Source organism: Pseudomonas sp. GW823-FHT02E01, from assembly GCF_058797535.1.
Genome location: NZ_JBXAJS010000001.1, coordinates 1 through 13,491 on the forward strand (window position 1 = coordinate 1; position 13,491 = coordinate 13,491).

A 13,491-nucleotide genomic window follows, 5' to 3' on the forward strand; every position below is an offset into this window, starting at 1 on the left:
TGAGGCGCACGGTTCTGGGGTTGGGCCCCGGAGTTGAACGTCGTCATCGCGGTATCTCCTCACACAAAGCGGGTGATTGGCCTCAGGCAAAGGCTCTTTTTATACGCCCATCCAAAAGTGGGTGGGTTTGTTCCTATTCAACCTGCAAAGGTCATACCCAATTACATATGTTTGAACGGATCCAAAAACGACATCACCCAATGTCTCTACGCTGAGGGTTTGCAGGGTGGGAGCCATAAGGAAAACGCTTGATTTTGAGCCTGTGCTTATCAAGCTTGTGGACATTCGTAGCACATACGCGAGAGATGCCTATAAACGACGACTTATTTGTCACCGACACTCACATGTCGGTTTTTGAAAACAATAATGACCAGTGCCCCGATTTTGGGCTGACACAAGCGTCATGCGCTATAAAAGTGATCTGCGACCGGTTGAATCCACAACCCATAGCTGCCTTTCAAAAGTGGTTGAAGTTCGGCCATCAGGATGACCGTTCAGCCTTGCAGATAAGCCGGCAAGCCTTACCTGCCCGATTGCCGGGTAAGCAAGTGGATTAGCGCATCATCGTCGATTTCGAAGACCACTGATTTTGCGTCGATTTCCGTTAGGAACTCACGACTACTCACTAACGTCAAATGGCGACCTCTGATGAGGCCGCCATTTTTCAGCTGATTTAATCAGTTGCCGTTTGGCATCGACAAGTTGATGCCTTCTTTTTTCAGGGCATCACGCACGGTTTGGAATTTCTGGTACTGCGACAGCTCGATCGGCCCGTCATAACCCATGCTTTGCAATTTGCGTGGCGGGTAATCGACGTAGGTTTTCATTAGCTTCATGATCGCCGCCGAGATCGGCACCATAGTCCAGGTACGCTCAGTAAAGTTGTTCATGAAGAGGTCATAGCGCTCTTGCGGGTCTTGCCACAAATCAAAGACTTGCGGCACGGTGGCCACGTATTTTATTGCGCCTTTCCATCCTAGATTAGTGTCCACGGCCAGACCACCGGTTGCCGCGCCATCATCGCCGCGCAGGTTGAATACGGCCTTATAGTTTCCGACACGGGCCGCACCCGGGGACAATTCGTTCTCAGTGAAATAGAACCACTCCTTGCGCGGTGAAGGGCCGTTGCCAGTGAGTACTGGCGTCATATCATAGCTGTCGAAGAGGATTGGCTGACCCTCGCGATCTTTCTCGGGCAACTTCACGCCAGCCACAGAGGCGAACGTCGCCATCAAATCCAGGCCACCGAGAATCTCGTGGTTTTTCGTGTCCGGCTTGATCTTGTCTGGCCAGACGGCAATGGCTGGTACCCGATTACCCCCCTCACGCACTGTACCCTTGGTCCCGCGAAATGGGGTGTAGCCGGCATCCGGATAAACATCCTGCCAGGCCCCGTTGTCAGTGGTGTAAACCACCAGCGTGTTTTTATCCAGGCCGAGTGCCTTGAGCTTGTCCATGATGCGGCCGATGTGAGTATCGAGTTCGACGACAGAGTCGGCGTACTTGGACTTGGACATGGACTTATGAATGAACTCCGGTGCTGGCATGTTCGGCTGGTGCACTTTCATGAAGTTGACGTTGATGAAAAACGGCTTGTCCGATTTGGCCGCGGTGTCTAGAAACTCCAACGCAGCTTTTTCGACATAGTTGTCAAAGAACGGTATGCCGACCACGCCAGGTTTGCCGTCCACCACAGGTGTGTCCACGTACTGACCATTGACCTTGAACTCTTCGACCGGCTTTTCACCTGCCTTGCCGGACAACGCGCCTTTGGTGACCTTTTCAAACATCGCACGGGTTTCCGGATCCATGTCGGGGAACCATGTCGGGTCTGCGTAGGTGTAGGCATTGAGGTGATACAGGCCGACGTATTTCATCACGTCATAACCTTGAGCATTGGGAAGGGCATAGTCGGCTTCACCCAAATGCCATTTGCCAGTGAAATAAGTGTCGTAGCCACCGGTTTTCAGCACCGATGCCAGCGTCCATTCGGCGGCGGGCAAGCCACCGCCCTGGCCCTGGAAGGCCACGGTGGTCATGCCGCTACGATTGGGGATGCGCCCGGTTTGCATGGCCGCCCGACCAGGCGTGCAGCTTGGTTGCGCATAAAAAGAGTAAAAAGTAACACCTTCTGCCGCCAGCTCATCAATACTGGGCGTAGGCATGCCGCGACCAACCCCACCGCCGTAGGGACCCAAGTCGCCATAGCCGGTGTCGTCGGAGACGATAAACAGGATATTGGTTTTTTCCGTTTGAGCGGCGTGAGCAAGCCCGTTCAATGACAATAGTGCAGCAAACACGACAGACAGCTTGAAACGATCCGATAGCTTGTCCATACCAGCAATCCTCGTTGTTTCATTGTGTTGGCAACCTGGTGATGAGTGCACAACTACATTGACACTTGGTGCGTTGACCACCGAGTAATTAGCCTAGGTATTGAGTACAGAATCATTTCCCCCTTGCTACATGACCATGCACAAGTTAAGGCGCAGGATAGAGTTTAGTGCGGTTTTTCAGATGTACGTGGTGAGTGCTCTGGCTGTATCAATAGAAGTTTTCTGAAGAAACCTTCTTCTGTTTCGGTCTAATAAAGTTTAGGGACACTCCTTTCAATGGAGAATGTTTCGCCCCGTTGTAGAGGGGGACGACTGATCGATGGCTCAAGGGAACATTAGTTGATACGAGTTAATCCGACTGGCCGGAGACAGTATTTTTCCCCGTCGAACATAGTTCAGATACCTGATCTAAGCTCATTGGCGGCAGGGTCATCCTCAGCCTTGTAACCGCGACACAACAACCCAAGCTCTCAATTTCGAGAAAGGAGTTGGTAGTGAACAATGGCGTTCGACTTGTTCCTTTCATTACCTTTGCGGTGGCATGGCCCGAAATTAGCCTCGCTGCCGATAGTCAGGCCGAGCTGGCCAAGCAAACGCTGAATCCCGTCGCCGCACTCTACAGCGTACCTATTCAGTACAACTGGAACCAAAAACTCGGCCCGAGCGGTGAGGGCTACCAAAGTGTCACCAACATCCAGCCAGTGCTGCCATTCAGTATTAATGACGAGTGGAACCTGATCTCCCGGACCATCCTGCCGATCATTGATCAGCATGGTCTGGTACCTGGCGGGCAGGCGGACAAATCCGGTATGGGAGATGTGACCCAGAGCTTCTTTTTTTCACCCAAGCAGCCGACTTCCAGTGGCTGGATTTGGGGGGCAGGACCGGCCATTCTGGTTCCGACCGGCAGCGATGAGCTTTTGAGCAGTGAACAATGGGGGTTGGGGCCCACAGTGGTGGCCCTCAAACAGAGCAATGGTTGGACCCGCGGCATTCTGGCCAATCACATCTGGTCGCTGGAAAACAGCCCGCCGGATGACAAGGACAAGGTCAACGCGACTTTCCTGCAACCTTTCTTCAGCTACACCACTCACACCTACACCACCTTCGGCATCAACACCGAATCCACCTATGACTGGCAGACCCGCGAATGGTCAGTGCCAATCAACCTGTTCGTCACCCAGTTGTTCAAAGTGGGGCATCAACCCATGACCCTGCAAGCAGGACCACGCTATTGGGCAGACAGTCCGAAAGATGGTGCCGAGGGTTGGGGATTCCGGGTGGCGTTTACACTGTTGTTTCCCAAGTGAGTGCCAAAGCTCAATGGAGCATGTTAAGCGTCTGCTTTTGGCCGGTTTCTGCCTGTCGCCACCAGCAGCAACAGGTATCTGTCCAGGCACCTTTTAAACACCGCCATATTGATACACCGTCGCACTCCAATACTGGCTGCCGTTACGTTTTTGGCGAATCCATCCATCTGCCACCAGTTGTTTGGCGATCATTCGATTCATAAAGCCATGACCGAGCAGCAGAACCGGTCCTTCGCTGGCAAGGGACTGAAGTCGTCGAGCTGCCGTGCTGGCGCGCATCCTCGCAGTGCCGGCGGATTCGACTCTGCGTGAGTAGCCGCATAACCATAAGACTCGAAGGATAAATGCCCATGTAAACGGCGATAGCCGTGGCAGTTTCCAGTGACCGTAAGGCAGTTGCGCTTCACAGAAAAGCGCGTCGACAAGGGCGGGCTTCAGGCCAAGAGCCTGGACGGAGGTCAGCGCACGAGGCGCGCTGCTTGAGACAATCACCGTGGCGGTTGCGGCGAGCTGCATGCTGGCATCCGGGACGGGTTGGTTGGTAATTTCGGACTGGTTGTATTGCTCGATCTGGAAGAAGTGCGGTTCCGGGAACTTAAGGTTTGACTCTCGAACCAATCGGGATCGCGGTACCACGCCACCGTGTCGGTGATTGTCAGCTCTAGCGCCCGGAATCTCAGGCCAAGCTCTTGTTCAGTTTTGCTGTGGTGGAAGAAGGTGCGGTCCTTCTCCGCGACTATCGCCATAAATGGGGCATTACACCCACCCAAACAGGCGTTTACCACCAAACTTGAGGAATATTCCCCACTCCCGCTTCTCTGGCTTAAAACACTTTAGAAACAGATTGTTAATTAGATTGAATTTTTTCTTCGCCCTACAGTAATGGCTCATTAGTTGCACACCCCCTGGTACCCGTAACAGCTGTCGCCCCGGATTTGGAGACGACGGGGCATCACGCGTGGGGTGAAAAATGAAACGCACTACTCCATCTTGCGACTCTTTCGGCTTGCTGCGCAAATCAAGCCTGCATTGTGCGATGTTCCTTACCTTGGCCACGGCAGAAGCCGCGCCGCTGGATGATTTCGGCCCGCCACCACCGACGGACCCCTCGGCGTTTACCAATCCGCCGGCCGACCCCAAGGCTGCGCTGGATGCCATAGAGGCCATGCCACCCGCCAACACGGGCGCCTACGCCCTGCCCAACGGTGTGTTCGGCACCCGCACCACGCCAACGGTCGACAACGTGCTGCCGCCAAACTTGCAAACTTCCTTCAAAATCCCCACCAACGGCAAGCCCAGCCCGTTGTTCGGGGCCCAGCCGTACACTCAGCAACTGCTGCTGTTCGAAGAATTCGGCACGGAAAAACTCGACCCGACACTGCCGGCACCGCCCCTGACCTTCCCGGTTCCGATCGTCGGCCCGGCGCCCACGCAGGACCCGAACAACATCGCCCGCAGCGGCCCTTCGGCCGCCGCGCTGGAAGCCTTCATGCGCCAGCCGGGGCTGTACCCGTTTCCGTCGCAGTTTTCCAACGTGCTGGACCGCAACCCGTGGAAAGCGCAGATCGAAGCCTTCCTCAACCGCCATCCGGTCGGCTCGCCGGCCGAAGGTCGTCCGCCAGGAAAAGGCTGGTCGCACCAGCGCTGGAACGAGTTCTACCCTCAGGTCGCCTTCAAGACCGCTCAAGCTGGCGCCAAGCTCAACGGCGGCATGCGCGACCGCCGCCAGTTGCACAACTACGCCGTCGGTGAGTTCGGGCCTGGCGGGCTCTACAACTAGACCTCGGACAACCCGATCATAACGGGCACCACCAAAGGCATCGACACCCGCTTTCACCCCAACATGCCGATTCAGAACCACAAGGCGCTCTGGACTTTCGACGGCACCTTTCCGCCAAAACTGCTGATGGTGCGGTACGGCCAACCGGTGCTGATGCGCCACTACAACGCCCTGCCGATCGATCCGTCGGCCAACATGGGGTTCGGCCTGCACACCCTCAGCACCCATGAACACAACGGCCACTCCCCGGCCGAAAGCGACGGCTTTGCCAATGCGTTTTTCTTTCCGGGGCAGTACTACGACTATCGCTGGCCGATCCAGTTGGCCGGTTACGACAGCATCAACACCAGCGCTCAGGATCCGCGCGCGGCGTTCCCCTGCGCGCCGGGTGAAACCCTGTTCGTCAACGATGCCACGCCGGGCTTCAAGACCTGCGACAACGGCAGCATCAAGATCCGTGGCGACTGGCGCGAAACCATGAGCACCCACTGGTTCCATGACCACATGCTCGATTTCACCGCGCAGAACGTCTACAAGGGCAACGCGACGATGATGAACTACTACAGCGCCCTGGATCGCGGTAACGAAGCGTTTGTAGACGGCGTCAACCTGCGCCTGCCCAGCGGTTCGGCATTGCCCTGGGGCAACCGCGACTACGATGTGAACCTGACGGTGGCCGACAAGGCCTGGGATACCAATGGCCAGCTGTGGTTCAACCCGTTCAACACCGATGGTTTTCTCGGCGACCAGATCCTCGTCAACTGGCAGTACCAGCCGCGCCTGAACGTGCGGGCGCGCAGCTATCGTTTCCGCATCCTCAACGGCTCGGTGTCGCGCTTCTTCAGGATCGCGCTGGTGCGTGAAATCATCGGCACCGGTGGCGAGTTCCCCGGCCCGACAGGCTCCGGCCTGTCCTACACCCGCGTGCCGTTCCACTTGATCGCCAACGACGGCAACATAATGGAACACGCCGTGCCATTCGACGGCAGCATGGACCTGGACGCCGACGGCGATGTGCAGGACCACAACGCCATCCTGCCCAGCATGGGCATCGCCGAGCGTTTCGACATCATCATCAATTTCTCGAAACACGGGATCAGGACCGGCGACAAGCTGTACTTCGTCAACCTGATGGAGCACCACGACGGCAAGGGGCCGGAGGCATTACCGCTGAGTCTGGCCGATGTCCTGTCCGGCAGGTACAAGGCGGTGCTCAAGCTGGGCAGCAAAGGGCTGGAGTGGGACGCCGGCGATCCGGTGGTGGGCAAGTTCATGCAGATGGTGGTCCAGCCTTATGCCGGCCAGGACGTGAGCATGAACCCCGCCGACTTCGAACCCGCCAAACCGGGCAAGCCGGTGGGTAAAAGCATGATCCCGCTGACCCTTAACCGTGACGACCCGGCGGTGCAGGCCAAGCTCAACGCCGCGCGGCATCGCGAGTTCACCTTCGGCCGCTCCGACGGTACCGACGAAGAACCCTGGACGATCAAGACCGACGGTGGTTTCGGCTTCCAGATGGACCCTCGAATCATCAGCGCCGCTCCGCAACTGGCCACCGGCCCGACCCCTGCCGGCTTCTCCGGCGACGGCACCCTTGAAGTGTGGAAAATCAGGAACGGCGGCAACGGCTGGAGCCACCCGGTGCACGTGCACTTCGAAGAAGGCATCGTCCTCAACCGTGACGGCAAGGCGCCGCCGGAATGGGAAAAATGGGCACGCAAAGACGTCTATAACATCGGCGAAGGCATCGACAGCTCGCAGGACGTGGACATTGCGATCCGCTTCCGTGAGTTTGCCGGGACCTACCTGGAGCATTGCCACAACACTCAGCACGAGGACACCTCCATGCTGCTGCGCTGGGATGTCGAGCACCCCGGCCAGTTCCAGTTGATGCCACCCCCCCTGCCCGGCTGGGACGGCGTCACCTACGTCAATTCCGCCGCGCTGCCGACCTTCCGCACTGGCGATAGACGTGAAGAGGACGGCGATAACCAAAAACCGATTGCCAACCCCGACAGCGCCATCAGTAACACCGGCCAACCGGTGATCATCAACGTGCTGGCCAACGACAGCGACCCTGACGGTAACGTGCCACTCAAAGTGGTGGGGTTGGAGCAACCGGACTCCGGCAAGGGCGTGGTCAGCACCGATGGCCTGCGTGTGACCTATACACCACCGGCCACGGTCCCCGCGCCGTTCACCGCGACCTTTTCCTATAGCGCCAGCGATGCCAGGAACGCGGAGTCGGAACCGGCGATGGTGTCCGTGGCGGTCTCGGCAGCGATCAACGAGAACCTGATCGTCACCAGCGCCACCGTCACCGCCCGCAGCAACAGCCGCTGGTATTGGGTCCTGTCCGGCACCACCTCCCGTGGCACGGGCAATACCATCACGGCAACGGCCACCACCACAACCGGTACGGTGAACCTTGGCGCCGCCATCCTGACGCAGACACCGACAGGCGCGCGCTGGAACATAGCGGTGACAACCGCCGGCAGCGGCCCGTCGCCTAGCCCGACGGCGACCATCAAATCGGCCTTCGGCAAAACCGTGACGGTGCCGATAAAAGCGAACTGAGTACAACCTGGCTTTAGCGATGAGGGCCTCCTTGAGGCCCTCTTGCTACAAGCAAAACGAATCTGCCTAGGTTTTAAAGCGCGCCACCGTCTGGTGCAGCGCTCCAGCCATCTGCGCCAGCTCCTGACCGGCTGCGTGGGTATGTCGGGCACCCAATACGATCTGCTCGGACAAGTCACGAATGCCCACCAGGTTGCGGTCCACCTCACGCGCCACCAGGGCCTGCTCCTCCGTGGCACTGGCGATCAGCAGGTTGCGTTCATTGATCTGCGAGATCGACCGGGTGATCTCCTCCAGTGCCTCGCCGGAGCGTTGCGCGACTTCCAGGGTCGTCTGCACCAGGTGACCGCTGCTTTGCATTGCGGTCACCGCGTGCCCGGTATCGAGCCGAATATTGCCAATCATCTGCTCGACTTCCTGGGTCGACACATGAGTGCGATGAGCCAGCGCCCGCACCTCATCGGCGACTACCGCAAAACCACGCCCGGCATCACCGGCACGAGCCGCTTCAATCGCTGCATTGAGGGCCAGCAAATTGGTTTGCTCGGCAATGCTGCGAATCACGTCCAGCACCGCACTAATGTCTTGCACACGTCCGGCCAATTGCTGAACACGTTCGGAGGTATCCATCATGCCGTCCGCCAGCGCACCTATCGAGGCCACCGTTTCCTGAACTTGCTCGCGGCCGCGTTGTGCCGTTTGCTCGCAAACCCGGGACGCCTCGCTGGTGCTGACGGCATTGCGTGCGACCTCGTCGACGGCCGCCGTCATCTGATTGACCGCCGCCGCAGCCTGTTCGATCTCCAGGCCCTGAAGTTGCAAACTGCTGCTGGTCTGACTGCTGACCGTGCTCAGCTCTTCCGACGAACTGGCCACCTGATCGACCGACACGGCGATGTGCTTGACCATCGCGTTCAAGCTTTGCTGCATCCGGTGCATGTTCATCATCACACTACCGTCGGCATTTGCATTCACTGGCACTTGAATCGTCAGGTCGCCCTGCGCGATTTGACTCAAGACCCGCGCGGCATCATCGGGCTCGCCACCCAAGGGCCGGGTGACACTGCGCGTCACGATGACCGCCGCGGCGATGACCGAGGCCAGGCAGAATGCAAGCAGCCCCAACATGTTCAGATACGCTTCTTCGTACAGCGCCTGCGCCGATCTTTCACGGTCGGCGAAGATCTGCCCTTGCAGCGCCATCAAGGCGTCCAGACTTTTATAAACCTGCTGTTCGGCAGGGACGACGTGCTGTTTCAACTGCGCCATCGCGGCATCAAAAGCGCCTTGCCGGATCAACACCTGCATCTGGGTGAATGCGTCGACGTAAGCCTCGCGATTCTTTTTCAGGGCAGCATAGGCGGTCTTGCCTTCCGGCAGATCGAACAGCGGCTCGAGGGTTTTCAGTGCCAGGCTGATACGCTTTTTGGTGGCATCGATGGCCTCTTGCACTTGCTGATTGTCTTTGTCGATCAGCAAGTCCCGGGTGTTCCTGGCGTTGTCCCGTACACCTGTGGCAATGACCATGATCGGATCGATTTTCGGCCAGTCCCGTTTGACGATCAGCATGGCCTGTTCCTTTAGCGTTGCCAGATCGTGCAACGCATACAACACCAAACCTGTCAGTACCAAGGGCGCAATTGCAAAGCCGATGACGATACGTTGTGCCGTGCTCAACCTGGCCATGTCATATGCTCCCTGATTAATTCCCGCCCGACCCCCGGCACATCTGAAAACTGCATGTACTCACAGGCCTTCGATCCACCCTGCCCCGGTCGCTTTAATGTCCGCGAATATAGTGTTCCAGTTGCCGGATCAGTTCGGCCTGCTCGACGATGGCTTCTTTAACCAGATCACCAATCGACAACAGGCCAATCAGTTGGTCGCCCTCCACCACCGGTAGATGGCGCAGGTGACTGTCGGTCATGACCGCCATGCAACGCTCAATACTCTGCTGACTGTCTGCTGTCACGACGGGTGCGCTCATGATGGCCCGGACCGGCGTACCGACCGAAGAGCGCCCCTGCAGAACGACCTTGCGCGCATAGTCGCGTTCGCTGATAACGCCGACCACCTGCCCCTCCTCCATGACAGGTAACGCACCGACATTTTTTTCGGCCATCATCTTCAAAGCTTCAAGCACCGTCTGGTCTGGCGCGATGCTATGCACCCGTCGGTTCTGCACGGCCTTGAGCTTGAGCAGTTGTGCGGCTGTTTTCATACGAGCCTCCGATACTGTTTGTCATTGATCATCGACTCCGCCGGAGCCAGGCATGAATCATTAATTGAGTGAGCGTTCAGACCGCGTCGAAATCCATGTGGTCAGGCCACCGCGACCTCCACCTGGCCTCCGTTGAGGCGCACAGGCCAGACCCGCAGGCGCTGCTGCGGATACTCCAGACAACTGCCGTCCTCAAGGCGGAAATGCTGTTTGTAGAGTGGCGAGGCAATCACCAGATCGCCCTTGATGCTGCCGATCAGCCCGCGACCGATGACATTCGCCCCGGATTGCGGGTCATGATTATCGATGGCATAGAGGGTCTTGCCTTCGGCAGCCGGCAGGTAGAACAGCGCCACTTGGGCACCGTCCAGCCAGACGACGACGCCGGAGTTACTCACCAGATCATCCTGGCTGCACACCGCTTGCCAGGCATCGGGATGGACCAGGGAGGAACTGGAATAGGCTCGCTGGGTATCGGACTGGCTCATCAGACAATCTCCTCAATGACAGGGATAAGGTGGAGTTCTGCGGCCATGATCGGCCGGCGCTGACCGCGTTCCTGGACAAAATGGATGTCCGGGTCCGGGCGTTGATCGTTGACGAAGGTGCGGAAGCGCTTGAGCTTTTCCGGGTCTTTAAGGGCATTGGCCCATTCGCACTCGTAGCGGTTGACCACCAGCTGCATCTGCGACTCGAGCTCCTCACCCAGCCCGAGGCTGTCGTTGATGATCACGTCCTTGAGGTAGTCGAGGCCGCCTTCCAGGCTCTCGCGCCAGACCGAGGTACGCTGCAACTTGTCGGCGGTGCGGATGTAGAACATCAGGAAGCGGTCGATGTAACGAATCAGGGTCGCGTCATCGAGGTCGGTGGCAAACAGCTCGGCGTGGCGCGGACGCATGCCGCCGTTACCGGCCACGTAGAGGTTCCAGCCTTTCTCGGTGGCGATTACGCCCACGTCCTTGCTCTGCGCCTCGGCGCATTCACGGGTGCATCCGGAGACGGCGAACTTGAGCTTGTGCGGCGAGCGCAGGCCCTTGTAGCGGTCTTCGATGGTCAGGGCCATTTGTACGCTGTCCTGTACGCCATAACGGCACCAGGTACTGCCGACACAGGACTTCACCGTCCGGGTCGATTTGCCATAGGCGTGCCCGGTCTCAAAACCCGCTTCAATCAGCTCGGCCCAGATGTCCGGCAACTGATGCAACTGAGCGCCGAACAGGTCGATGCGCTGCCCGCCGGTGATTTTGGTGTAGAGGTCGTATTTCTTCGCCACCACGCCAATCGCGATCAGCTTGTCGGCGGTGATCTCGCCGCCGGGAATACGCGGCACCACCGAGTACGTACCGTTTTTCTGCATGTTGGCCATGAAGGTGTCGTTGGTGTCCTGCAACGGCACCAGCGACGTGTCCATGATCGGCTGGTTCCAGCACGAGGCGAGGATCGAGCCCACCGCCGGTTTGCAGACGTCGCAACCGGTGTGGCCACGGCCATGTTTGGCCAACAGTTCTTCGAAGGTGATCACTCCCTCTACCCGTACCAGCGCATAAAGCTCCTGACGGGTATAGGCGAAGTGTTCGCACAGGCTCTTGTCGACACTGACGCCGCGGGCAATCAGCTCATGCTCGAACACTTGCTTGAGCAGGCCGGCGCAACCGCCGCAGCCGGTGCAAGCCTTGGTCTGCGACTTGAGCTGGCCCAGGTCCGTACAGCCGCCGTCGATGGCCGAACAAATGGAGCCCTTGGTGACGTTATGACATGAGCACACCGTGGCCGACTCGGGCAGCGCACCCGGGCCCAGGGTCGGCGCGCCTTCGGAGGACGGCAGAATCAGGCTGGCCGGTTCCGACGGCAAGGCAATGGCGTTCTGCATGTATTGCAGCAGGGTGTCGTAATAGCTGTTGTCACCGACCAGCACTGCACCGAGGACGTGTTTGCCACTCGCATCCACCACCAGGCGGCGATAACTGGCGCTGGTTTCGTCGATGAATTGATAGCTGCGCGCGCCCGGGGTGTTGCCGTGGGCGTCGCCGATGGAGCCGACATCCACCCCCAGCAGCTTGAGCTTGGTCGACATGTCGGCACCGGTGAACGGCTCGGCGACTTCGTTGCACAGACGGGCCGCGACGCTGCGCGCCATCTGGTAGCCCGGTGCGACCAGGCCGAACAGGCTGCCGTTCCATGAAGCGCATTCACCGATGGCGTAGATGTTCGGGTCGCAACTTAGGCACGTGTCGTCGATCACCACGCCACCGCGCGGACCGATCTCCAGCGCGCATCGACGAGCCAGCGCGTCTTGAGCGCGGATACCGGCGGAAAACACGATCAGGTCGGTTTCGAGGAATTCGTCATTGGCGAAATTCATGCGATAGCGGTACTGCTCGCCCGCACTGATCGATTGCGTGGCGCGGGACAGGTGTACACCGACGCCCAATCGTTCGATCTGCGCCTTGAGCGCCTGGCCACCGAGGTCATCCAGCTGTACCGGCATCAGGCGCGGCGCGAACTCCACCACGTGGGCTTCAAGGCCCAGGCTCTTCAACGCGTTCGCGGCTTCCAGCCCCAGCAAGCCACCGCCGACCACCACGCCGCGCCGGGCATTGGCCGCCGCAGCCCGAATGGCATCGAGGTCTTCCAGGGTGCGATAGACCAGGCGCGATTCACCTTCGGCGCCTTCGATTGGCGGAACGAACGGATAAGAACCGGTGGCCAGAACCAATTTGTCATACGAGACGCAACCTTGCGAGGTGACCACCTGGCGACGGGCGCGGTCGATTTCCAATACCGGCACACCCAAGTGCAGCGTAACGCCGGGCGTCTGGTAAAGCGACGCATCGGACAGCGCCAGCGACTCGGCATCACGACCGGAGAAGTACTCGGAAAGATGCACACGGTCATAGGCGCGCATCGGCTCCTCACTGAAGACGTGCAGCCGGTAATGGTCAAGCGCTCCACGCTCGATCAGCTGTTCGACACAATGATGTCCGACCATGCCATTACCGATCACGATCAGCGTTTGCATCTTGTTCAACGTGGCAACATTGGAATTCATAGAAAGCACCCAGCCCGAGCCAATCACGGTTTTAAAAGCAAAAAAAAACGCCTGAAACCTTTCGGTTCCAGGCGTCTTTGCCTGTTCTTTTGCGGTGTTCAAACCAGGCATCTATGCCTGATCCACCGATGCTGCCCACGACCTGTTCGGCCAATCGATCGTCGTTGACCGAGGGGGCTGTCCACACGAATGCGTTCCAGGTGGACCTGAAGTCAGCC

Annotated in this window: 7 protein-coding genes and 2 pseudogenes; 2 read left to right on the forward strand and 7 right to left on the reverse strand. The window is 58.6% G+C overall.

Annotation, left to right across the window (positions count from 1 at the left end):
* Positions 1 to 677: 677 nt before the first annotated feature.
* Positions 678 to 2,336, reverse strand: a complete 1,659-nt coding sequence (locus AC1RDQ_RS00005; RefSeq protein WP_057714255.1) for an arylsulfatase — start codon at positions 2,334 to 2,336, stop codon at positions 678 to 680.
* A gap of 524 nt (positions 2,337 to 2,860) precedes the next feature.
* Here AC1RDQ_RS00005 and AC1RDQ_RS00010 point away from each other — a divergent pair.
* Positions 2,861 to 3,646 carry a hypothetical protein gene (locus AC1RDQ_RS00010; protein ID WP_057716590.1) on the forward strand — a complete coding sequence of 262 codons (786 nt, stop codon included), beginning with the start codon at positions 2,861 to 2,863 and terminating at the stop codon, positions 3,644 to 3,646.
* A 93-nt stretch (positions 3,647 to 3,739) separates the two neighbouring features.
* On the opposite strand, the gene AC1RDQ_RS00015 is transcribed toward AC1RDQ_RS00010, so the two are convergent.
* Positions 3,740 to 4,216, reverse strand: coding sequence for a histidine phosphatase family protein (locus tag AC1RDQ_RS00015; RefSeq protein WP_492586386.1), 477 nt, complete (start codon positions 4,214 to 4,216; stop codon positions 3,740 to 3,742).
* Positions 4,135 to 4,383: pseudogene (locus tag AC1RDQ_RS00020) on the reverse strand (hypothetical protein); the annotation flags it as partial. The gene AC1RDQ_RS00015 and the pseudogene AC1RDQ_RS00020, both read right to left, overlap by 82 nt.
* Positions 4,384 to 4,616: 233 nt before the next feature.
* Between AC1RDQ_RS00020 and AC1RDQ_RS00025 the strand changes: the two are divergent.
* A pseudogene (locus AC1RDQ_RS00025) lies at positions 4,617 to 8,003 on the forward strand (Ig-like domain-containing protein).
* A gap of 66 nt (positions 8,004 to 8,069) precedes the next feature.
* Here AC1RDQ_RS00025 and AC1RDQ_RS00030 read toward each other — a convergent pair.
* The 4 genes from AC1RDQ_RS00030 to nirB form a co-directional block, all read right to left on the reverse strand.
* Entirely contained in the window at positions 8,070 to 9,689 is a 1,620-nt protein-coding gene (locus tag AC1RDQ_RS00030) for a methyl-accepting chemotaxis protein (RefSeq protein ID WP_492585783.1), read from the reverse strand.
* Positions 9,690 to 9,783: 94 nt separating this feature from the next.
* Positions 9,784 to 10,224 carry a CBS domain-containing protein gene (locus AC1RDQ_RS00035; RefSeq protein ID WP_090456003.1) on the reverse strand — a complete coding sequence of 147 codons (441 nt, stop codon included), beginning with the start codon at positions 10,222 to 10,224 and terminating at the stop codon, positions 9,784 to 9,786.
* Positions 10,225 to 10,325: 101 nt separating this feature from the next.
* Complete coding sequence (gene nirD / locus AC1RDQ_RS00040) at positions 10,326 to 10,712, reverse strand: nitrite reductase small subunit NirD (RefSeq protein ID WP_090456004.1); 387 nt, start codon at positions 10,710 to 10,712, stop codon at positions 10,326 to 10,328.
* Positions 10,712 to 13,273 (reverse strand): nitrite reductase large subunit NirB, encoded by a 2,562-nt coding sequence (gene nirB / locus AC1RDQ_RS00045; protein ID WP_492585785.1) that lies wholly within the window; start codon positions 13,271 to 13,273, stop codon positions 10,712 to 10,714. Before nirB ends, nirD begins: the two co-directional genes overlap by 1 nt.
* Positions 13,274 to 13,491: the final 218 nt, after the last annotated feature.

Coding starts and splice junctions, on each gene's coding strand:
- AC1RDQ_RS00005 (WP_057714255.1), bottom strand. CDS start 2,336: ATGGACAAGCTATCGGATCGTTTCAAGCTGTCTGTCGTGTTTGCTGCA.
- AC1RDQ_RS00035 (WP_090456003.1), bottom strand. CDS start 10,224: ATGAAAACAGCCGCACAACTGCTCAAGCTCAAGGCCGTGCAGAACCGA.
- nirB (WP_492585785.1), bottom strand. CDS start 13,273: ATGAATTCCAATGTTGCCACGTTGAACAAGATGCAAACGCTGATCGTG.
- nirD (WP_090456004.1), bottom strand. CDS start 10,712: ATGAGCCAGTCCGATACCCAGCGAGCCTATTCCAGTTCCTCCCTGGTC.
- AC1RDQ_RS00030 (WP_492585783.1), bottom strand. CDS start 9,689: ATGGCCAGGTTGAGCACGGCACAACGTATCGTCATCGGCTTTGCAATT.